This is a genomic window from Gluconobacter cerinus, from assembly GCF_025961355.1.
Taxonomy (GTDB): Bacteria; Pseudomonadota; Alphaproteobacteria; order Acetobacterales; family Acetobacteraceae; genus Gluconobacter; species Gluconobacter cerinus.
The window spans coordinates 1,658,597-1,679,444 of record NZ_JAOQNM010000001.1; the positions used below are offsets into that span (position 1 = coordinate 1,658,597).

General features: G+C 56.8%; 19 protein-coding genes. 11 read left to right on the forward strand and 8 right to left on the reverse strand.

All coding sequences use genetic code 11. From position 1 onward, the window contains the following. Nucleotides 1–3 precede the first annotated feature (3 nt). The 5 genes from M2305_RS07640 (at nt 4) to M2305_RS07660 (ending at nt 3,844) form a co-directional block, all read left to right on the forward strand. Nucleotides 4–1,416, forward strand: coding sequence for a HAMP domain-containing sensor histidine kinase (locus M2305_RS07640; RefSeq protein WP_264649026.1), 1,413 nt, complete (start codon nt 4–6; stop codon nt 1,414–1,416). A 58-nt stretch (nt 1,417–1,474) separates the two neighbouring features. Then, nucleotides 1,475–1,825: a hypothetical protein gene (locus M2305_RS07645; RefSeq protein ID WP_211498671.1), complete on the forward strand. Its 351-nt coding sequence runs from the start codon at nt 1,475–1,477 to the stop codon at nt 1,823–1,825. Further along, nucleotides 1,822–2,523 (forward strand): SIMPL domain-containing protein, encoded by a 702-nt coding sequence (locus M2305_RS07650; protein WP_264649027.1) that lies wholly within the window; start codon nt 1,822–1,824, stop codon nt 2,521–2,523. The genes M2305_RS07645 and M2305_RS07650 overlap by 4 nt, the downstream gene beginning before the upstream one ends. A 1-nt stretch (nt 2,524) precedes the next feature. Further along, nucleotides 2,525–2,881 carry a thiol-disulfide oxidoreductase DCC family protein gene (locus tag M2305_RS07655; RefSeq protein WP_264649028.1) on the forward strand — a complete coding sequence of 119 codons (357 nt, stop codon included), beginning with the start codon at nt 2,525–2,527 and terminating at the stop codon, nt 2,879–2,881. Nucleotides 2,882–2,980: 99 nt separating this feature from the next. Continuing rightward, nucleotides 2,981–3,844: a hypothetical protein gene (locus tag M2305_RS07660; RefSeq protein ID WP_249198376.1), complete on the forward strand. Its 864-nt coding sequence runs from the start codon at nt 2,981–2,983 to the stop codon at nt 3,842–3,844. A 7-nt stretch (nt 3,845–3,851) separates the two neighbouring features. Here the strand turns inward: M2305_RS07660 and putA are convergent, their stop codons facing one another. Then, a complete protein-coding gene (gene putA, locus M2305_RS07665; protein ID WP_264649029.1) occupies nt 3,852–7,508 on the reverse strand; it encodes a bifunctional proline dehydrogenase/L-glutamate gamma-semialdehyde dehydrogenase PutA in 3,657 nt (1,218 codons plus the stop codon). Nucleotides 7,509–7,857: 349 nt separating this feature from the next. On the opposite strand from putA, the gene M2305_RS07670 reads away from it, so the two are divergent. Then, entirely contained in the window at nt 7,858–9,405 is a 1,548-nt protein-coding gene (locus M2305_RS07670) for a tetratricopeptide repeat protein (protein ID WP_264649030.1), read from the forward strand. Between the two features lie 82 nt (nt 9,406–9,487). Here M2305_RS07670 and infC read toward each other — a convergent pair whose 3' ends face one another. From infC to M2305_RS07695, 5 genes are all read right to left on the reverse strand, one after another. Next, nucleotides 9,488–10,009: a translation initiation factor IF-3 gene (infC, locus tag M2305_RS07675; protein WP_046900620.1), complete on the reverse strand. Its 522-nt coding sequence runs from the start codon at nt 10,007–10,009 to the stop codon at nt 9,488–9,490. A gap of 161 nt (nt 10,010–10,170) precedes the next feature. Next, nucleotides 10,171–12,108, reverse strand: coding sequence for a threonine--tRNA ligase (gene thrS / locus M2305_RS07680; RefSeq protein WP_211502358.1), 1,938 nt, complete (start codon nt 12,106–12,108; stop codon nt 10,171–10,173). A 111-nt stretch (nt 12,109–12,219) separates the two neighbouring features. Next, nucleotides 12,220–13,305, reverse strand: a complete 1,086-nt coding sequence (locus M2305_RS07685; RefSeq protein WP_264649031.1) for a glycosyltransferase family 2 protein — start codon at nt 13,303–13,305, stop codon at nt 12,220–12,222. Continuing rightward, complete coding sequence (locus tag M2305_RS07690; protein ID WP_264649032.1) at nt 13,302–14,210, reverse strand: glycosyltransferase family 9 protein; 909 nt, start codon at nt 14,208–14,210, stop codon at nt 13,302–13,304. The genes M2305_RS07685 and M2305_RS07690 overlap by 4 nt, the downstream gene beginning before the upstream one ends. 82 nt (nt 14,211–14,292) lie before the next feature. Continuing rightward, complete coding sequence (locus tag M2305_RS07695) at nt 14,293–14,922, reverse strand: nucleotide exchange factor GrpE (RefSeq protein ID WP_064274586.1); 630 nt, start codon at nt 14,920–14,922, stop codon at nt 14,293–14,295. A gap of 184 nt (nt 14,923–15,106) precedes the next feature. On the opposite strand from M2305_RS07695, the gene M2305_RS07700 reads away from it, so the two are divergent. Both M2305_RS07700 and M2305_RS07705 read left to right on the forward strand, forming a co-directional pair. After that, nucleotides 15,107–15,877 (forward strand): response regulator transcription factor, encoded by a 771-nt coding sequence (locus M2305_RS07700; protein WP_086633513.1) that lies wholly within the window; start codon nt 15,107–15,109, stop codon nt 15,875–15,877. Between the two features lie 40 nt (nt 15,878–15,917). Beyond that, nucleotides 15,918–17,741, forward strand: a complete 1,824-nt coding sequence (locus M2305_RS07705) for a stimulus-sensing domain-containing protein (RefSeq protein ID WP_064274588.1) — start codon at nt 15,918–15,920, stop codon at nt 17,739–17,741. Between the two features lie 154 nt (nt 17,742–17,895). On the opposite strand, the gene M2305_RS07710 is transcribed toward M2305_RS07705, so the two are convergent. Next, the gene (locus M2305_RS07710) at nt 17,896–18,279 is read right to left on the reverse strand and encodes a UrcA family protein (protein ID WP_264649033.1); all 384 of its coding nucleotides are present in this window, start codon (nt 18,277–18,279) and stop codon (nt 17,896–17,898) included. Between the two features lie 172 nt (nt 18,280–18,451). Beyond that, nucleotides 18,452–18,802, reverse strand: a complete 351-nt coding sequence (locus tag M2305_RS07715) for a class I SAM-dependent methyltransferase (protein WP_046900628.1) — start codon at nt 18,800–18,802, stop codon at nt 18,452–18,454. 126 nt (nt 18,803–18,928) lie between these two features. Between M2305_RS07715 and M2305_RS07720 the strand changes: the two genes are divergently transcribed. The 3 genes from M2305_RS07720 to M2305_RS07730 are packed head-to-tail and all read left to right on the forward strand — an operon-like array spanning nt 18,929 to nt 20,848. Next, on the forward strand, nt 18,929–19,393 hold the full coding sequence (locus M2305_RS07720) for an HPr kinase/phosphorylase (protein ID WP_255376433.1): 465 nt from the start codon (nt 18,929–18,931) through the stop codon (nt 19,391–19,393). 49 nt (nt 19,394–19,442) lie between these two features. Beyond that, nucleotides 19,443–20,411, forward strand: a complete 969-nt coding sequence (rapZ, locus tag M2305_RS07725; RefSeq protein ID WP_211495539.1) for an RNase adapter RapZ — start codon at nt 19,443–19,445, stop codon at nt 20,409–20,411. Continuing rightward, on the forward strand, nt 20,408–20,848 hold the full coding sequence (locus M2305_RS07730; RefSeq protein WP_086633509.1) for a PTS sugar transporter subunit IIA: 441 nt from the start codon (nt 20,408–20,410) through the stop codon (nt 20,846–20,848). Before rapZ ends, M2305_RS07730 begins: the two co-directional genes overlap by 4 nt.

Here is a 20,848-nt window from a genome sequence, read left to right on the forward strand (position 1 = left end):
CCCGTGAAAATCTGGCGCGGGTTCCGCCGTCTGGGGAAGCGCTTGCGCTGGCCGATCCGGTCTGCAGGGCTGAATTTTGCCCTCGCCTACGGGTTGGTGTTCATCATTTCTGCGGGCGTGTTCCTGTCGTTCATCTGGTGGAACACCACTGGCCAGCTTGACCGCCAGGTCGAAGCTGCCGTGCAGGTGGATGCCCACGATCTGGCACAACGCTGGGTTCATGGTGGCCCGGCGGCTCTGGCGCTCGCCATTCAGGACCGATTGGATCAGAACGTCGAGGATGACGAGCTGTATTTGCTCGTCGGGCCTGACGGTCGCAAATATGCTGGAAATCTACCGGGGTGGCCTGTGGTCATCACCCAGATGGATGAGTTTTATGAGCTCTCCATCCGCCGGGATGGTTTTCGCACCCAAGCCAAGATGCACGCCTTTCCGCTGTCGGAAGGCTTTCGCCTGATTGTTGGGCGGGATGTTCGGGGCCGGCAGGTCGTCCGGCACGTTCTGACCGATACGCTCATCTGGGCCTGGGTCATGGTGTCGCTGCTGGCAGCGGGTGGGACGCTCGCCATTCGGCGAATTTTCCGACAGGTCGTGCGCTCCATTGCCCGCACGACGTCTGCTGTAGCGCAGGGAGACCTCAGTCGTCGCATACCGCTGACCGGCAATGAAACCGATCTGGTCGCTCAGACGGTCAACACCATGCTCGAACGTATCAACCGTTTGATGGATGGCGTGCGGCAGGTCTCGAATGCCATTGCCCATGACCTGAGGACGCCCATTGCACGAGCGCGCGCGCGTCTGGAAGATGCGAGCCTGACTGCCACGTCTGAAGACGAGCTCCGCGCGGCTATTGATCGTGCCGTTCTGGATCTGGACCACGTGACCTCCATTTTCGAAGCTCTTCTGCGTATCGCCCAGCTTGAAGCTGGCGCGCAGCGGGCGGCGTTTACAGTGCTGGACATTCCACCTTTGCTGGAAGGTCTGAGCGAGCTTTATGAAGCATCCATGGAAGACGCTGGCCTGAAACTCGATTTCCGGATCGGGGCACTGGCACGGGTCAATGGAGACCCGCATCTTCTTCAGCAGGCTGTTGCCAATCTTCTCGATAATGCCATCAAGTTCGCGCCGGAAAATACGACGATCACCCTCTCTGCCGTCATGCAGAAAGGGCGTGTTGCCGTCAGTGTTTCGGATCAGGGCCCTGGCATGAGTGAACAGGACATGGCCCGTGCGTCAGAGCGATTTTTCCGTGCAGAAACAGCGCGGAATACCCCCGGCGCAGGGCTTGGTCTTTCTCTGGTTCAGGCCGTTGTTCAACTGCACGGTGGAACCATGGAACTCTCGGACGGAAAGCCAGGGCTGCGAGTAACACTGCTTTTGCCAGCTCTTCATAATGCAAAGACTCTCCCTGCATGACGGAAGTTTCATTCCTCCCTCACCCGTGGCTTAGGTGAGACTGTGTAAAGAGGGCGGAATGCGCCTTCTGCCTCCAATGTCTGTCTGTCTTCTGGGTCTGGTGGGAAGCCTTGCGGCTGCCCCAGTTGGACATGCGCCACCGCAGAATGCGCCTGCCCGACCTGTCGCCGGGAAAGAAGAAGGCGTAATTTCCGTGACGTCTGACAGCGCGGAATACTGCACCCAGCTGACACAGAACGTGGATCATCTTCTGGCGACACCCCATGGAATCCCTGTTGGGGCTATGGATGATGCGCACCGCCTCCGGATTGAAGGCGATACACTCTGCAAGCACCATCACCTGCGGGCAGGGATCGCGAGGCTGCGTCGTGCGTTGGTCCTTTTGGAACATAGTCAGGAGCACTCATGAAGCGTCTTTTCCGTCTGGCCACCCCACTCGCTGTCTTGTCTCTGGCAATTTGCTGTCAGGCCCGGGCAACAGAACCCCAGACGACCGGGACAGAGCTGGATTTCACAGTCACAGGTGAAGCCCATGCCGCGCCAACGCTTTTGACGGTGCGTCTTTTCGGGCGAGCGGACAGTGCCTCTGCCATCGAAGCGCAGAAAACCCTGAACGCCCATATGGCTGAAGCCATGAAAATGGCATCCGGGGTGTCAGGAATTGAGGCGCAAGCCGGCAGTTATTCCCTGTCGGATCAGACGCCAGAGCATGGCCCGACGCGCTGGACCGCCCGTCAGGATTTGAGTCTGAGCGGGAAGGACGCCGTGTCTCTTCTGGATTTGTCAGGCAAGCTGCAAAGTCACGGTTTGATGATGGATGGCCTGGACTGGTCTCTGGACTCCGAAACGCGGGAGACCTTACTGCGCCAGGCCCGTACCCAGGCACTCAAGAAAGTCCGGCAGGAAGCCGATGAAAGTGCCAGAACGCTGGGGCTACATGTTGTGCGACTGAAGCAGGTTCGTGTGTCTTCGATGGAACCGGGCCCGCGGCCGGTCATGTTGATGGCGGCTCGTGCGGCTAGCGATTCGTTCACACCGCCGCAAGGTACCCCGCAGGAACAAACCCTTCGCGTTACAGTGAGTGTTGAAGCCGAACTGGCTCCATGACATGTCACGTCTGACAGTCTGGCATGATGGAAACTGTCCTTTATGCCAACGTGAAATCGCCTTGATGCGTCGGCTGGACCGGCGTGGAAACATCGACTTCATTGATGCTTCCGGAGAAATTGCGGATTGCCCGTTAGACCATGCAGCCTTGCTGGCCCGGTTTCATGCACGTGAGGGCGAGCAGCTCTATGACGGCGCGGCTGCTTTTGCGGCCATGTGGCGTGCCATTCCGGTTCTCCGGCCTTTGGGCGAAGTCGCCCGTTATCCGCTGGTGCTTAAAGGCCTTGAGGCCCTGTATGGGCAGTTTTTAAAAGTACGGCCCATCCTTCAACGGCTGGTTCGCAAGGCCGGTCAATAAGGCATCCTTCATTTTTTATTCGGAATAGTTGTACAAGCTGTAAAATTCAGACATAGTTTGACATGAAATGTCGTAAAGGGCTGTGTCATGAAAGTCTGGATGCCTCTTGTTGCCGCATTGCTTGCCTTAGCGCCTTCTCTTCACGCACAGGAGAAACTGGTCGTGCAGGGTTACTCTGCCGATCAGACCCGACATGCCGTGGAAGAAATCGTTCAGCCTGCCAGTGGTCGTCAAATTGCTCGTTGGGACCGAACGGTCTGTTCGCAGTTCATTGGTTTTCCAGCCGGGGTGGAAGAAAATTTTCAGACCCATCTGACGGAGCGTTTTGCGAAATATGGTGTTCACCTGCGGGCGAATTGCAGGATACCCCGGCTTTTCATTCTCGCGACTGTCCATGAAGACGATCTCATCTCCCATATTCTGGCTCGTGATCCCTATCTCATGCAGGGTCTCGACACATCGCCCGTCTTTAATGACAACATTCGTCTTCCGTCTCCACGCGTGAAGAAAGCCTTGCAGGAAAGTTATCCTGTTCGCTGGTTTGCGGATGTCGGGATTGAGGACACTTACCACATGCCCATGCATGTTGGTCCCACACTTATGGCCCCAGCTTATGTGCATGAGCCGTTAATGACGTCTTTCCTCGGATCACAGACGGTCGAAACGATCAAGTATATGGCTGTGACGGTAGATCTTTCGAAGATGGATGGCGTCTCATGGCCTTCTCTTTACGAGTATGTCTCCATGATCGCTCTCACAAATCCGGCGCTTAAGGATTACGACACCACCGAGAGCATTCTGGGCAGCTTTGTGCAGAATAAGCAGCCACAGCAGGGTAGTTTTTCCATGACTAACCTGGATGACGCGATTGTTCATCAGGTCTATTCCCTGGACCCTGCTGAAGATGGCCGCTCAGAGACGCAGAAAATTACGTGGGACGTTACGGCCAGTCTTCATCACTGAAGTGCTTTCAGGACAGAGCCATCGTGGTCAGATCGCCGCAAAGGGCAGCGGTATTAACGGTCACGACGTGCTCTTCCAGAAGCCATTCGGGGCGCAGACAATCCAACACATGAATGGGAACAATGCGCCCTTCGCGTGCTGTCAGGGTTGAGGCAGCCTGCAGCGCGCGGGGGGAGTGTCGTTCCATGATCATGACGGCACATTCCGGCAAAGCCCCTGGATCAACGCGCTGGATACGGTCGGCCAAACCAGGTGAAAGACGTTGCATCCAGTCCAGTGCGTGATCTGGGCCAAGAACCAGGGCAGGGTTTCCGGTTCCCAGAGCCATACCGACGGCCCTGAGAATGGCAGGCCAGCTTTCACCTGCGCAGAGTACCGGGCCACAGGGCTTGAGTGTCAGTGTGTTGGTCTCTCCAGCGGGGCCGGGCAGTGTCATTGAGAAGCCCGTCATGGCATGCGCAATATCCTGTCGGATCTGGCGGGCTGAGACGGCATCCCGGCTTTCAAGAAACGTCACCAAACTTTGCGCATGGCGCGGGATACTACCCGGATTTGCATCTTTAGGCGCAAACCATGGGGATGTGCGGGCACTCATGCGGCGGAGGGCAAAAGGCCCCCCTGCCTTGGGGCCACAACCGGAAAGTCCGGACCCACCAAAAGGTTGTGAGCCAATAACTGCCCCTGTTATGGCCCGATTGACGTAGATGTTCCCCGCCTGAATGCGGTTAGTCGTGCGATCTACTGTCATGGCGACACGCGAATGAACGCCAAAAGTCAGGCCGTACCCCATGGAATTTACAGCGTCGATCACGCCGTCCATTTCGTTGCGGTTGAAGCGACGCACATGCAGGACCGGCCCGAACACTTCATGCGGAATATCGGCAACACGGCCGATTTCAATCAGCGTCGGGGGAAGAAAATGGCCGTATCGACAGTTTTCACCCAGTTCGGGGGACCAGACAGTTCGGCCAGCCCGACGCATCATTTCAATATGATCCATCGCTTCTGTCCGGGCTTCCGGAGAGATAATTGGCCCGATATCCGTTGAAAGACGCGCCGGGTTCCCAATAGCCAGATCCTGAATCGCGCCCTTCAGAAGCTCAAGAACATGGTCTGCACAGTCTTCTTGGATCAACATGATACGAAGAGACGAACAGCGTTGCCCCGCACTGTCAAAAGCAGAGCTCAGAATATCCTGCACGACCTGTTCTGCATGCGCGGAGCTATCGACCAGCATTGCATTCTGTCCGCCCGTGCGCGCCACGAGAGGAACAGGTGTGCCCGTGCGCCCCTGCCGATCAAAGATCTGGCGTGAAACGGCTTTGCCAACTGGCGTTGAGCCAGTGAACATCACGGCATCGACCCGGTGATCAGCTACCAGACGCTCTCCCACCGATCCGTCGCCGGGTAAAAGGTGCAGAACTTCAGGTGGAATCCCAGCGTCATGCAGAAGCTGAATGGTGCGGCTTGCAATAAACGGGGTTTGCTCGGCTGGCTTGGCCAAAACAACGTTTCCCGCTGCAAGAGAGACGGAAATCTGTTGCACGAACGCCGCCAGCGGGCTGCTCCAGGGACTGATACACGCAACAAGGCCGAGCGGTGAGGCCTGCAAATGATAATCCCGCCCTTGCAGACGTTCCGCATCATGGCGAAGAATACTGACGGCCTCACGGACTTCATCCTGAGCAGCCGGAAGGGTCTTTCCAGCTTCCCGTACCAGAAGCGCCATGAGCTCAATCCGGTGGGCCTCAATCAGATCAGCAGCTTTCCCCAGACAGGCAATCCGCACTTCAGGGCTGCTGCCTGCCCAACTGGCAAGCGCATGCTCCGCTGTCTCCAGTGCAGACAGCAGTGTCTTTCCATCAGTCTCGACAACGTCACCAATCGGGTCATGTCGGTCTGCGGGGTTGTAGAGCAGACGGGAGCGGTCGTGCTGACTGGTGACACCCGGCGTCAGAGCGCGGGCGTGGAGGAAAGGCGCATCTCCATCAAGGGTTTCATGGAGGGCCCGAAGTGTCAGCTCGTTGAAAAGATCCAGGCCTGCCGCGTTGCGTCGCCCAGGCTGGAAAATATCTGACGGTGCACGAACCGCACGATTAGGGCGCTCGGTTCTCAGAATGGCGCGTGTTGCCTCGACGGGGTTAGCCGTTAACGCTTCGATCGTAATGGCCGGATCTTCGTCGCGGCTGACAACAAGCGAGGCAGCGCCATTTTCCAGTAGCTGCCTGACGAAACTGGGCATCAGTGCTGCGACTTCCCCGATGGGAGCATGCACCCGGCAGGGCAGGTTCATGCCCTGTTGGTTTCGCAGATGCTGCGCGAGAGCCAGCCCCAGCCCATGCAGGCATGCGAACTCGAAATCTCCCAGCCGAACCTGCCCTGCGAGCGCCAGAATATGACCAATAGTCCGCGGATTATGGGTGGCAAACTGCGGGTAAGTGGCATCCAGCGATTCAAGAAGCTGTCGGGCGCAGGCGAGATAACTGACATCCGTGTGGCAACGGCGCGTGAAAACAGGGAAGTCAGCCAGTCCGGTTTTCTGGGCTTGTCGAATTTCCGAATTCCAGCAGGAGCCTTTGACCAGTCTGACAAGAACGCGACGCCCGGTGCGCCATCCCAGATCAATAAGAAAATCTACGACAGCTGAAGCACGACGATCATAGGTCTGGACGGTCATGCCAAGCCCATTCCAGTTCCCGAGTTCAGGCAGCACACAGAGAGCCTCAAGCAGATCCAGCGTCAGCTCAAGATGCGTACTGTCTTCGCTGGACAGCAGGATGCCGACATCCAGTTGCCGTGCCCGGATGGTAAGTCTTTGCAGGATCGGCAACAGCTCCGTCATGATCCGCTCGCGCCTGAAACGGCTGAATCGCGCGCTCAATGCGGGCAGACGTACATACAGCATCGGGCGGTCATGAAAGTCGCCGGTGATGCCCGCGTGTTGGCTGATATCTTCCAGTGCGTCTTCATAGACGGTAAGGGCATCAAGGGCTTGATGAGCAGTTAGAGCGGTGTTGGCCTGCGGATCATATGCATATGTCAGCCCATATTTTTCTGCAGGAGCGGACAGTCTCAGAGCCTGAGCCAGTGTGGAGCCCAGAATGAATCCGCTTCCTATGGCACGGATAGCTTTTTCCAGACTGCGGCGAACCATGGGAGTAGATGTCTGAAGGGTTAGCCGACGAAGGCTGAACCCCTTGCTCTGGTTGAAACGCCCTGCAAGGGACAGGTTCAACGCAATCGAGTTCACAACCGACGCACGGCGTTTACTGATATGCCGTCCCCAGTCGGTAGCTCCCACGAGAGAACGGATCAGCGCATCTTGAGTCGCAGAATCCGGAATGCGCAGGAGTGCCTCTTCCAGAGCCAGAACAGATTGCCCTTCAGGTGAAGACAGAGGGAATGCCTGCAAAAGGCTCCCCACAATATCGGGCAAGGAGTCTCGTGCGGCCTCAGCAAGGCCATGGGCTACTCTGGTGGCTTGACGATCCTGCTCAGGTGTGAGGTCAGCACGCGGCAGCAGCGCGTCCACACATTCCGCCTCGGGGCGGTAGTGAGCAGCGGAGACAGCGTTACGGAGCGGTGAGCGTGGTGCGCGTGAGAGTAGAAATTCCGCAAATGGCGCGGCGGGGCGTGAAGCCGGGTTCGTCGTCGGATGGGTCATGGAGTCCATTCCAGGCGGGTTAAAGCCCGGGGAGGCCTTTAAAACAGAATAGAAAGCGCTCTTAGCGCAACATCGTAGCCAAGACACCCAATGATTGATCTGAAATCGGATTTATTTCTGATCACAGCCTCTTTTTCAAACGCCCATAAGATGCACTGAGAGGCTCATTTTATAAATATTGGAAATATTTTCGGACTTGTAATGTCCAATTTGAAAAGAGAATTTCTTTTAAATTATTAATTTATTTCAATCGTATCAAAGATATGGTCTCAGAAACGATGTGATGAACGAATGGAGTTTGAGGAATTCTTAAGAATTTCCTCTTACAGACAAAGGACGAGGAGTCGGAATGACCACACTTTCCCCCAGCCCCTGTCTGCTTACACGTCGTACCTTCACAGAATATTTGCGAGTAGCAGTCGGCCTGGAAGAAGTGGGGCAGCGTGAGAGTGCTATTGACGTTCTGCGAGAGGCAGAAACGCTTCTGCCAGAGAGGCCTGAAAGTCTTTTCCTTCTTGGTGGCGTTTATGAGCGTCTTCAGTGCTGGGAAAAGGCATCCCTGTTCTATGGCCAAGCCCTCGAAGCAAGGCCTCATGCGGCAAGGGTCTGGCATCGACTGGGCATTGCCCTGCTGCATCAGGATGATCTGGGAGGGTCTATCAAAGCTCTGGACACTGCCGTGCAGCAGGACCCGTCTATTCCTGAGTACGCTACCGACCTGAGTATGGTTCTCTCGCGCGACGGACAGTTTGAAGCGGCGCTGGGTTTCGCGCAGTCTGCTTTGAAAATGCAGCCTGATGATGCAAATGCTCTCAATAACGCCGGGCATATTCTCCAATGTTTGAACCGGTCTGCAGAAGCCTTACAGTTCTACGATGCTGCGCTTCAACGGTCTCCTGATCATCCCGTTATCCGTTTTGGCCGTGCGACGGCTCTGCTGAAATCGGGTGATTTTCTTTTAGGATGGCAGGAATACGAAAGCCGTTGGCTCTCTTCGAGAACAGTCAGGGCTGATATCGACGCGCCAGTCTGGGAAGGGGAATCCCTGAAGGGGTGCACCATTCTTGTTCATCACGAACAGGGATATGGAGACACTCTGCATTTCATCCGCCTGATGCCGATACTGGCCCAGCGGGGTGCCGAAGTTGTAGTGCAGGTTCCAGTTCCATTGGTACGACTGACGCAGCGTGTAGCGGGCGTATCCCGGGTAGTCTCAGTTCTCGATCCTGCCGACAGCTTCGACTATCATTGCCCGATGATGAGCCTTCCCGTGAGGCTCGGACTGACGGCAGAGTTTGTTGGACAGTTTCCCTACCTGTCTGTGTCAGAAGAAGACATGACAACTCAGGGAGGCAAGCTCAGCACCCAGGTTCAAGGTTCCTGCCAACCTCCGGATTTCATCGTCGGGCTTGTCTGGAGCGGAGATCCCAGACCTCACGATCTGCGTGCGACGCAGACGGATCGCCGCCGCAGCATGTCGTTGGAGACATTGAGGCCTCTGTTTTCAGTAAAAGGTGTGCGTTTCGTAAGTTTCCAAATGGGAGCGGCCCGCCATCAAGTTGCTGAAACCGGACTACCACTGGTTGATGGGACCGAGAATATTCTCGATTTCGCTGATACCGCTGCCAGACTCTCAGGTGTGGATCTTCTGATTACGGTGGATACGTCCATGGCTCATCTGGCGGGTGGACTGTGTAAACCCGTCTGGATGCTGTCACGCTCTGACGCTTGCTGGCGTTGGGGAGATGCAGGAACTCAGACCGCCTGGTATCCGGATATGCGAATTTTCCGTCAGCCTGTGGCAGGAGATTGGGGGAGTGTGGTTGACGATGTCCGGCTCACTCTTGTCCAACTCATGGATTTGTATCGCGGCTATCAGCATGAGTTCGGCGAATAGGCGAACTCCAAGACTAAAGGCATAAAAAAAGCAGCCTTCCGAAGAAGGCTGCTTTTTCTGTGGATCGCGTAAGAACCCGGTTTTAGCGCGGAGCTATAACCATGAGCATCTGACGGTTTTCCATACGGGGCATCTGCTCAACCTTGGCCTTTTCTTCGACCTCGATGCGGATGCGCTCCATCATCTTTGCACCCAGCTCCTGGTGAGCCATTTCACGGCCCTTGAAGCGAAGAGATACCTTTACCTTGTCGCCATCATCCAGGAACGAGTTGATGGCCTTGAGCTTCGTCTGGAAGTCATGCTCGCCCGTGCCGGGACGAACCTTCACTTCCTTGATCTCAACGACCTTCTGCTTCTTGCGGGCTTCGTTCTTCTTCTTCTGCTGCTCGTACTTGAACTTGCCGTAGTCCAAGATCTTCACAACAGGGGGAACAGCGGTCGGGCTGATTTCCAGGAGGTCAAGGCCAACCGAGAAAGCACGCATCAGAGCATCCCGGGTCGTCATGACGCCTTGCATTTCGCCTTCTTCGTCAATCAGACGAACCTGCGGAACACGGATTTCCTCATTGACGCGCGGCCCCTCACGTGTGGGCGCGGCCTGCATCGGCGGTCTAGCTATGGTCAGCTCCTGTCGTAATTTTCATACAAGGACCAGCACTGACCCGAACGCCCGCGCCTCGTCAAAGAGGGGCGGGTTTCGATCTTTGCCGATCCCATTCCTTTTGCACATAGTCCTGCGCCCTTCCGGGCGCAAGGGTATTACGCTCAATCCTTCGAAAACCGGGCAATATCAGGTGGGGTGGCCTCGGCTGTGAGAGTTTTTACAGCCTCTTCGAGTCCCAGGATTTCCTGATTGGCGCCCCCAAGGCGACGCATCGCCACTTTGCGCTCTTCTGCTTCACGGCGTCCAACCACTAGAATAACGGGAACGCGCGCAAGGCTGTGTTCGCGGATCTTGGCGTTGATCTTGTCGTTGCGAACGTCGGTTACAACCTGAAGCCCGGCTGCCTTCAGTTCGGCAGCAACCTCATTGGCGTAATCAGCAGCATCGGAAACGATGGACGCCACTACAACCTGCGTCGGCGCCAGCCAGAGCGGGAACTTGCCAGCATACTGCTCGATCAGGATGCCGATAAAGCGCTCGAAGCTGCCAAGGATGGCGCGGTGCAGCATGACGGGGCGATGACGCTGGCTATCTTCACCAATATAGGACGCATCCAGACGCTCTGGCAGAACGTAGTCCACCTGAAGCGTACCACACTGCCAGTCACGACCGATGGCGTCCGTCAGAACGAACTCCAGCTTCGGGCCGTAAAAGGCGCCTTCGCCAGGGTTATACTCGTATTCAACACCAGCGATTTCACAGGCCGTCTTGAGCGAGCCTTCGGCCCGATCCCAGACTTCGTCAGAGCCGGCACGCGTCTCCGGACGGTCCGAAAACTTCACGCGGAAGCTCTCGAAGCCCAGATCCGTGTAAACTTCCGCCAGCATCTTCACGAACTTTGCGGTTTCATCCGCAATCTGATCGTCCGTGCAGAAGATATGGGCGTCATCCTGCGTGAAGCCCCGAACGCGCATGATGCCATGCAGCGAGCCGGACGGCTCATAACGATGGCACGCTCCGAACTCAGCCATACGCAGCGGCAGTTCACGGTAAGACCGCAGGCCATGGCGGAAGATCTGCACATGGCACGGGCAGTTCATCGGCTTCAGAGCAAGGGTTTTGTCCTCATCCTCAACCTGCGCGATGAACATGTTCTCACGATATTTGTCCCAGTGACCGGAGGCTTCCCAGAGGGCACGGTCCACGAGCTGTGGCGTGCGAACTTCTTCGTAACCATTCCGGGACTGTGCGCGGCGCATATAGTCCTGAAGGACCGTGTACAGACGCCAGCCCTTGTGGTGCCAGAAGATCTGTCCGACGGCTTCTTCCTGAATGTGGAAGAGGTCCATCTCGCGGCCAATCCGGCGATGATCGCGCTTCTCGGCTTCTTCCAGACGCATCAGATGAGCGTCCAGCTCCTTCTTGTCGCGCCATGCTGTGCCGTAAATGCGGGTTAGCATGGGGTTGCGATGGTCACCACGCCAGTAAGCACCAGCCACGCGCATAAGCTTGAAGGCCGTGCCAACGTCTGCTGTGCCGCGCAGATGCGGGCCGCGGCAGAGATCGAGCCATTCGCCCTGACGGTAGATCGAAATCTGCTCGCTTTCCGGCAGATCGCGGATCAGTTCGGCCTTGAAGTCCTCACCCTTCTCTTCAAAGAAGCGGATGGCTTCGTCACGATCCCACACTTCACGGGTGAAAGGGGCGTTGGCAGCGACGATCTCGCGCATCTTGGCTTCGATGGCTTCGAAGTCATCGGGTGTGAACGGCTTCTCACGGGAGAAATCGTAATAGAAGCCATCCTTAATACTCGGACCGATCGTGACCTGCGTTTCCGGCCAGAGCGACTGCACGGCTTCTGCCAGAACATGCGCCGCATCATGGCGGATCATCTCAAGTGAGGCATCGTCTTTTTTCGTGACGAACTTGACGGCCGCATCGTCCGCAATTTCGGTTGAAAGATCGACGAGCTTGCCGTTCACCTCCATGGCCAGAGCGGCTTTTGCCAGCCCCGGACCGATGGAGGCCGCGATAGTCGTGCCCGTCACGGTCCCGTCGAACGTGCGGACGCTTCCGTCGGGGAGTGTGATGGCGGGCATGGGATCGCTCCTCTGCGATTGCTCCCGGCAGCCCTCTGCCGGGAAAAAGACACGCGTAAATGGCCTCAATCGGGGATTGGCCGCAAGCCCTGCACCGGCCTGAAAGCGGATTTATACGGTAGGAACTGCCGCCTGAAGCAGAAATGGCGCCATTCCGTTGGCATTCGGGCGCCGTCCTTCGCGCCATCCGGCGTCCATGTAATGGATCAGCGGCCAGATGCCATAAAAGGCGTCTTTCACCACATCTTCATTCTCGTAAGCGTAGGCGAGGGGATCAAACAGGCCGTATTCGTGCTGTGATCCATCTTCCAGTCGACGATGAGCCAGAAAATTCTGTGGAACATGCACTGGGAACTGCGGCGCGGCCGTATCTCCGAGGATTGGCGCAGGATCTAAACCTAACGCCCGGAAATGGTCTGCGATGACGGGCGCATAAATATCGGGCGTGTGCAGGTAGCTGCGGAGGAAATCTTCCTGACTGGCCTGAAAATAGTATCGAAGATGATATCCCTCTTTGGGGTTCTCGGGTGTGATCTGGCCCGCTCTTGGCTTTTTCCCCGGAATGGCGCCAGCGATATGAGCGAGCTTCTGACGGGCAAAGCGGCGGATGTCTTCGTAGTCAGGTCGATTGTGCAGATGAAGATGCACAAAGGGCGTCCGCACGCAGCGCTCTGGGTAGATGGTCTGCGGGGCATGCAGGCCCCGATCCAGTCCCACAATCGTATGAGCCTTGAACAGTGCTCTCGGAACCGACTGGGGGCGGTAGTAATTGGGAGCATTTGGCACGTTCAGAAGGAGGCGATCGGTAATCAGGGTCGCCTGTTCGTTTTTCAGAAGCTCGAACTGCGCGCGGATTTCCGCCGGATCCACCGACAGGCGGTCGAGGAAGAACGCAAGAAATTCATCGCAATCCATAGGGAGTGCGAAATCACAGGCATTCTCTGCATCCCAGCCCCGGATAATGTCCGTGAAGATTTCACCTTTCCGCAAAAAATCCTTTTGGGACCGATATTTGCGGATGATCTGCACACCCTGCGCTTCATAACGCTTCTGCACATCTTTGACGTGTGGGTCTGTAGAGCCGTTGTCGACAACGGTCAGATTGGAGAGACCGAAAATGGCCCCGTGCCAGAGGATCCACGGCTCAAGAAGCGCGGCCTCGTTTTTCTGCATCGTGACGCAACGTATAACTGTCATCTGGGGAGTAGAGCCTCTATGCGTGATGCAGGTAACAGAGCCAGATCTGGAACATCCAGAATGGTTGTGCATCCCGGTGTGAGCGAAAGTGGAGCCGTCAGGCGCGGATCACTGTCCTGGGAAAACAGGGCGATGATAGGACGATCCATAGCCGCAGCCAGATGGATCGGACCTGTATCGTTGCCAATGACAAGGTCAGCTCTGTGGAGAACGCCCGCCAACTCAACCAGACTGGTCTGTCCTGTGAGGTCCAGGGCGTTCGGGCAGTCCTGCAAAATCTGTTCAGCAAGAGGCTTTTCGGCCGCACAGCCTACAATGACTGGAGTCAGGCCGCGGGCAGCGACAGCTTGAGCGACCTCTGCAAACCGCGTGACCGGCCAGCGTTTCTGTGGCCGATGCGGGGCTGCCCCGGGAATAAGCACGACAGACCGACCGGAAATCTCTGGCCCATGTCCCTTCAGCCATTCCGGAACTTCTCGCGGAATAGGCTGAAGACCGGCGGCACGCAGCTGATCTTCAAGGCGGGTCAGGGTGTGCATTTCATTGCGCGACGGATTGGCATGCGGATGGCAGCAGCCGTCAGAGATGCCGGACCAGTTGCGTGGTCTACCTGCCAGCCGGAAATAGGTGCGAGACCGCCCGGAGGTCTGGAGATCAAAAATGCGATCAAATCCGCGCAGCGCACGCGACAGGCGAAGCAGAGCGACTGGGTGTGCCAGAGACGGGCGACGATCCGTCGTGACGTCATCGAACCAGGGCGCCGCCTGTGCCAGCTCCACGAAGGGAGGGGTCGTCAGCAGGGTGATGCTGTCGTGCGGGAACGCGGCCCGGATCGAAGCGAAGGCCCCAAACGCCTGAACGAAATCGCCCAGAGCACCGAGCTTGATGACAAGAATGCGACTCATGACCCTATTTTCTAACAGGGTCTGACGGAACGCCAACCATTAGAGCTGACGTTCCGCAAAAAGAAATCCTGCGTGAGCGGGATCAGGCGGTCGTGTCGAGACCTGGAGACGCCTTTGCTGCATCAGCTTCCGGCGTTCCCTTGGCGACAACAACCATGGCTGGCTTCAGCAAACGGCCCTTCAGAAGCCATGCTGGCGTCCAGGACTGCATGACGTGGCCGGGCGTATGTTGATCAGAGGGCTGTTCCGCCATGGCCTGATGGAGGTTGGCATCAAACGGCTTGCCGGTCGGGTCTTCACAGGTGATGCCGTGACGTTCCAGAATGTTGATGAAGGACCGTTCCGTGCCTTCAATTCCTTCACGCAGCTTTGTGATGAGGCTGTCTTCGCCTTCGGTCTTCGTCGGAAGAGAGGCAAGGCCGCGCTGAAGATTTTCAGCTGCCTCGACGACGTCACGCGCAAATTTCTGGATGGCGTACTGACGAGCGTCTTCCACATCCCGCTTGGCGCGGGCGCGGATGTTCTGGTTCTCTGCTTCAGAACGGACCCAGCGATCCTTGAGTTCTGCCACTTCGGCTTCAAGAGCCTCAATGCGCGCTTCCGGCGTGGTTTCTTCCAGCGTTTCGCCGCCGGTTTCGTTCATGCCGGGGGTCTCGACGCCCTGCTCAGGCACGTCGTTTACAGTTTCCGGCGTAGTCTTCTGGTCTGTCATGTCACGACCTTATCTTGTGGGACGGGCCAACTCATGGCCCCGTTCTTCTTCAGGAGATAACGCGGATTGTCTCAAAGACAAGGGTTGCAACGTGGTAGGATGTCATTGAAATGCCTATTTCCCGCCACAGTGCGCCATGCGTTATAGATAATCTACGCATCAGATTTTAGCAGACGGACCCCATATGGAGACGCCCCACACTTCCTTTCCGCCTCAATCGGCCAACTGCCAGACGCCTTCTGGCATCGCTGCAGCACCGATTATCGCGCTTGTGGATGACGATCGGAACATTCTTGCTTCCGTCCAGATGACCCTCGAATCCGAAGGGTTCACCGTTCACACCTATACGGATGGTGAAAGTGCGCTTCAGGGAATCACCAGCCGCCCGGTAAGCCTGGCGGTGCTGGACGTCAAGATGCCGCGCATGGACGGTATGGAGCTGCTTCAGCGCCTGCGCGCCCGATCCAACCTTCCTGTCATTTTCCTGACGTCGAAAGACGAGGAGCTGGATCAGCTCATGGGGCTGCGCCTCGGAGCTGACGATTACATCACCAAGCCGTTTTCCCAGCGTCTGCTGATCGAACGCATTCGTGCGTTGCTGCGACGGCAGGATGCCAGCCGCGCCGAAGCGGCAGGAGCCACAACCGTGGGCTCAGCCATCGTTCGTGGCCAGCTTTCTCTGGATGAAACACGACACCAGTGCCTGTGGGGTGGTCAGGATATTGCCCTGACTGTTACGGAGTTTCTTCTGGTAAAGGCGCTGGCCATGCGCCCGGGAATGGTGAAGTCCCGCGATCAGCTGATTGATGCGGCATATGGCGACAACATTTACGTCGATGACCGGACGATCGACAGCCACATCAAGCGCGTTCGCAAGAAATTCCGGCAGGTGGATGACAGCTTCAATCAGATCGAAACGCTGTACGGCATTGGATACCGTTACAAGGATGAGTGAGGCGCTGTGACGGGTTTGCTTGTGAGGCAGAAGGTACGTCATGGGTCGTAGAGAGCCGGCCCATGCACTCCCCTATGATCTGGATTCGGATCGTCTTGAGCAGGGGCGCGACCGTCGTCGTGCAGCGGCCGTTAGGGCTGGTGTCTGGCAGTCTATCCGTCGTGTGCTCAATGCGGGAACAGGGGGAGACGGGGATCGCAGTCAACGGCGCAGGCTCGCCTCACCTCTGCTTGGGCGTATCCTTCTTCTGAACATACTGCCTTTGGCTCTTTTGGCTGTGACATTGCTGTTTCTGGACCAGTTTCAGAACGGCTTGCTCGAAACAGACGTCAATGCCCTACGCGAGCAGGCTCACATTTATGCCGCTGCCATCGGGCAGTCAGCCGTCAGTGCTGCGCCCAAAACAGGCGGGAAGCCTGCGCCAGGCGGTGATTATGTTCTGGATTCCCGCGCAAGGCCGCTCCTTGCGCGCCTGACAGAGCCAAGCCCCAATGCTCATGCCCTGTTGTTTGATCCGGATGGGAAGTTGGTTGCGGACAGCCGGACGGAACCCAAACTGCCGCCTAAAGCCGTAGCGCCCGACGCAGTTCCTGAGGGAGAAACATGGCATCCACCGCGGAACAACGCGCTGGAAACCTTTTATGACTGGCTCCTGTCGCTGCTGCCGCTCACATCCAGTGAAGGCATTGTCACACTCGACACGCCGGATGCCGCAACTGACGGCCCCCATGATGCACAGCCGCTTAGAGCGCAGTCTGAACTGCCGCCCTTCATCCGTCGGACCAAGGATCATCAGCTGGTCGTGACGGTTGTGGAGCCTGTGGTGCATGATGGGCTGACAGTTGGGGAAATCCAGCTGACGCGGCATGCCCCGGAAGTAGATCGATCCTTGTTTGCGGTTCGCTCTTCCATCCTGTCGCTTGTGCTGGCGGCGTTGATCGTGACGGTCCTGCTGTCCTGGTATCTGTCCCTGACAATTGCTCGCCCGCTGCTGACATTGGCGCGTGCCTCACATGAAATGAGGGAATCTGACGGGCGCAAGGACCTCGTCCCGGAGCGCCTCTTGGCCAGACGTGACGAAATCGGTGTTCTGGCGCGGTCCTTGCGTGGAAGTGCTTTGGCTCTGTGGGCGCGTATGGATGACATCGAACGCTTTGCTGCGGACGTCAGTCACGAAATCAAGAACCCGCTTTCATCTATCCGGTCGGCCATTGAAACACTTCCCAGAATTGCGATTCCAGAACGGCGGGATCGTCTGCTGGGGATCATCAATAGTGACGTCAAACGGTTGGATCGTTTGATTACGGATATTTCGGATGCAAGCAGGATCGATGCCGAGCTTTCACGCGTGCGACCCGAACCCGTAACGGTCGTGGCGCTGCTCGCCATTCTGGCCGAAATGCACCAGACCACGCGTAAGGAAGATGCTCCAATTCTGCGTCTGGATGTTCGGGATCAGGAGCCACCGCTTCGGGCGTTTGCTGTCGAAGACCGTCTTGTTCAGGTGCTGCGGAACCTGATTGGCAATGCAGTCTCGTTTTCGCCCCCCAATGGGATTATCGCGCTTCATGCCAGTGCGCGGGAAGTCGCTGGCAACGGACCCGGAACCGGTAGCGTGGTGGAAATTACCATCAGTGATCAAGGGCCCGGAATTCCACCAGGAAAGCTCGAAAGCGTCTTTGACCGCTTTTATTCAGAGCGGCCGCAGACTGAGAATTTCGGGCAGCATTCCGGCCTTGGTCTGGCGATCAGCCGTCAGATTATCCACGCTCTGCGGGGAAGCCTGTTTGCCGAAAACATCGTGGATGCTTCTGGCGCAATCTCCGGCGCATGTTTCGTGGTCAGATTGCCTCGGGCTCCCTGATCTGAGTAGTGAGGCATGCTGATATGCTGCAAGCCCAAACTGATTTCCGGTGACGATAATACTCCTCTGTTGTTCCGTGCCGCCCTCCTGCAACAGGAGTGTCGCGGCGAACGGAATTGCTAGCGTGAGGATGCACAGGGGCGAAATAATATCCTTAGCCATGAGGATATGCGTCAGGCTTGGCAGCAAGCAGAACGTGCCCAACCCGATGGCTGTCTCTCTGTTCTGACCGGATGTCCCGTAGGGTCTGTAAAGCGCCTTCACGGGCTCTTTCGGCGCAGGAAGACACATCGTCCAGCGTCGCCATATCCATCGGGTTCGAGATGCTGCACACCGCCCGCGATGCGTCGTCGATTCGATTTTCAGCAATTTGCCAACCCTGTCTGGACGTCAGGTCCAATCCGGAAACGCTAATTGTCTGGCTGGACGTCGTAGGCACGACAGCTGGGAGAAGGGGGGCGGCTCTGCTGTGTGACACAGGTGCGAGGGAGAGTGCAGCGACAAGAGCGGTGCAGACGGAGATGGAAATACGAGACATGATGAGGGCCTTTCTGCCTGAAAGATTAGGCGATCATGTCGCCTGATTTTCCCTATGCAGAAGGCGTGCCAAATTTGGTTTTCAGCGATAAAAATTATTCAAAAGCTGAAAAATTAGAGGTTGAACTCAGATAATTGGCTCGAAAAGACATTTTGTGGTGGAATTCACCACATTATGGAGAAGGGCTGGCAATCAGGCTGAGAGCGATCCGCTGATTGGTATCGGGAAAGCCCTGAACAATTCGCAGCGTCAGGGCCGGTCTGGCTGAGGCTAGGGCTTCTCCGAGTGCGCTTTGACACTGACTGAAGCCATCTCCTTCACGCAGCATCGCAGCGACGTGGCGCGTCTGGTCAAGGGTCAGTCCATGTTCTGCCAAGGCGCCGGAGATCGCGTTCAGTGCGGCCTGGCATTCTTCGGCAAGGCGCTGCGGGCGTTCTCCCTGCGGTCCAAGGCCGTCAAAGTCCGTGCAGGTCACTTCGTCACCGTGAACGGTAACAATATCATTCCTGGAAAAATCGCCCATAAGATCCGTATTTCCGATTCATCATCGGAGGCTGCGGTTGCCTCCCCAGACTCTTGATGAGCTGATGGCGATACAGCTCGATCTATCGCAAACGCTTCTAGCCCCGTCTTGAAAAGGCCGCAATCAGTGTCATCTCAGAAACGGTTTCCTGAAAGCGAAACATTTTATGCGTCCTGCGTGGCACATGACGGAGATGCGATCCTTCTGTGCGGCCCATCGGGCTCTGGAAAATCGATGCTCGCGCTGCAACTGATGGAACGCGGTTTCTCTCTTGTGTCTGATGATCGTGTTCTGTTGGATGGACCGCTGGTTAGCCCCCCATCTGCGTTGGAAGGACTGCTTGAGGTGCGCGGAGTGGGGATTCTCAGGACACCTTTTGTCACAAATGCGAGAGTGATTCTCAAAGTGCTGCTCGGGATGCAGGGAGACCGCCTGCCGACCCCGGAAAAAGACCCACAAACCGGAGCTGTTGTTCTGCACATAAACGGCTGTCTGCCGGGGGATTCATCCCGTGTGATGGCCGCATTTCAGGCCTGTCGGGGAACGTATGACTGGGTTACGGGGGCAGGGGGCGACACTGCGGGAATCTGAAGCTGCGAAATAGTTCCTTCTCTTTTGAAAAAGGGCTAGAGTAGGGCACATGACACCGGCGAATATTCCCGAGTCCGAACCTTCGGCAGGATATGGTCCTGGTTCCAGACAGATCCTGATTGTCACAGGGCTTTCCGGTGCCGGAAAATCATCCATTTTACGTGTGCTGGAAGATCTGGGCCACGAAGTTGTGGACAATCCGCCATTGCATCTGCTCGAGGCTTTGGCTTCGCGAAGTGGCGAACGTCTGGCCATTGGCATTGACGTTCGAAGCCGCGGTTTTGAAGCCGCTGGTGTTCTGGATGAAATCGACAAGCTGAAAGCCTTGCCGGGAAGTCAGGTCCAGCTCCTTTATGCAACAGCAGAGCCCGAAATCCTGCTGCGTCGTTTTACAGCCACCCGTCGTCGTCATCCGCTGGTCAGTAGCGGAACGGTTCTTCCGGGTATCGAACAGGAAACGCGCCTGCTGGCACCTCTGCGTGCACATGCGGATTTTGTGATCGATACCTCTGATCTGCCCGCTCCGGAATTGCGTCAGCTCATCGAAACACGCTTTGGAAATGACGCAAAAGATGGCCTGACCGTGGCTCTCATGTCTTTTGCATATCCATCCGGTTTGCCGCGCGAAGCCGATATGGTGTTCGACGCCCGCTTTCTACGAAACCCTCATTATGACGCCACGCTTCAGCCCATGACGGGGCTGGATCAGGCTGTCGTGCAGCACGTTAAAGCCGATCCCGCCTACGGTGCTTTCTTCAGTCATGTGCACGGCCTGCTCGATCTGGTGCTCCCGCGCTTTGTTGAGGAGGGCAAGAAATATGCCACTATTGCTGTCGGATGCAGCGGTGGTCGCCATCGTTCAGTAACCATCATTGAAGAGCTGGCCCGTCTTTTGCCCAGAACTGCTCCTGTTGGCCCGATGATGGTCCTGCACAGAGAGCTCGCCCGAAAAGGACTGTCCTCATGGCGCTGGGCTGTTCCCCCTCATGATGCGTCGGTCCAGGACAAGTCTGCATGATTGGTCTGATGCTGGTGACGCACGGCAGGCTGGGTGAGGTTCTGCTTGAAACGATGGTGCACGTGGTCGGGCCTCAGGCTCAGATCGGCATTGTCGGTGTCGGCGATGACGATGATCCGGCACTTCTGCGGCCAGAGGCGGACAAGCTCCTGCATCAGCTTGATACAGGTGAGGGTGTTCTTGTCCTGACGGATATTTTTGGGAGTTCACCGTCCAATCTGGCCCTGTCCCTTCGGGAACCGGGGCATGTTGAAGTTGTGTCTGGTGTGAATGTTCCCATGCTGGTCAAGCTGGCCAAGACCCGTGTTGGGCTGGATCTTGAAGGCTGTATCGAAAAAGCAACCATGGCTGGGCGTAAGTATATCGCGGTGGCTTCCCAGCTCCCTGACCCCTGTCTGCACGGGGGGCCGCGCCCCTGTGTCATGCCGGTCCCGTAA

Coding starts and splice junctions, on each gene's coding strand:
- M2305_RS07645 (WP_211498671.1), top strand. CDS start 1,475: ATGCGCCTTCTGCCTCCAATGTCTGTCTGTCTTCTGGGTCTGGTGGGA.
- M2305_RS07650 (WP_264649027.1), top strand. CDS start 1,822: ATGAAGCGTCTTTTCCGTCTGGCCACCCCACTCGCTGTCTTGTCTCTG.
- M2305_RS07655 (WP_264649028.1), top strand. CDS start 2,525: ATGTCACGTCTGACAGTCTGGCATGATGGAAACTGTCCTTTATGCCAA.
- M2305_RS07660 (WP_249198376.1), top strand. CDS start 2,981: ATGCCTCTTGTTGCCGCATTGCTTGCCTTAGCGCCTTCTCTTCACGCA.
- putA (WP_264649029.1), bottom strand. CDS start 7,508: ATGACCCATCCGACGACGAACCCGGCTTCACGCCCCGCCGCGCCATTT.
- M2305_RS07670 (WP_264649030.1), top strand. CDS start 7,858: ATGACCACACTTTCCCCCAGCCCCTGTCTGCTTACACGTCGTACCTTC.
- infC (WP_046900620.1), bottom strand. CDS start 10,009: ATGCAGGCCGCGCCCACACGTGAGGGGCCGCGCGTCAATGAGGAAATC.
- thrS (WP_211502358.1), bottom strand. CDS start 12,108: ATGCCCGCCATCACACTCCCCGACGGAAGCGTCCGCACGTTCGACGGG.
- M2305_RS07685 (WP_264649031.1), bottom strand. CDS start 13,305: ATGACAGTTATACGTTGCGTCACGATGCAGAAAAACGAGGCCGCGCTT.
- M2305_RS07690 (WP_264649032.1), bottom strand. CDS start 14,210: ATGAGTCGCATTCTTGTCATCAAGCTCGGTGCTCTGGGCGATTTCGTT.
- M2305_RS07695 (WP_064274586.1), bottom strand. CDS start 14,922: ATGACAGACCAGAAGACTACGCCGGAAACTGTAAACGACGTGCCTGAG.
- M2305_RS07700 (WP_086633513.1), top strand. CDS start 15,107: ATGGAGACGCCCCACACTTCCTTTCCGCCTCAATCGGCCAACTGCCAG.
- M2305_RS07705 (WP_064274588.1), top strand. CDS start 15,918: ATGGGTCGTAGAGAGCCGGCCCATGCACTCCCCTATGATCTGGATTCG.
- M2305_RS07710 (WP_264649033.1), bottom strand. CDS start 18,279: ATGTCTCGTATTTCCATCTCCGTCTGCACCGCTCTTGTCGCTGCACTC.
- M2305_RS07715 (WP_046900628.1), bottom strand. CDS start 18,802: ATGGGCGATTTTTCCAGGAATGATATTGTTACCGTTCACGGTGACGAA.
- rapZ (WP_211495539.1), top strand. CDS start 19,443: ATGACACCGGCGAATATTCCCGAGTCCGAACCTTCGGCAGGATATGGT.
- M2305_RS07730 (WP_086633509.1), top strand. CDS start 20,408: ATGATTGGTCTGATGCTGGTGACGCACGGCAGGCTGGGTGAGGTTCTG.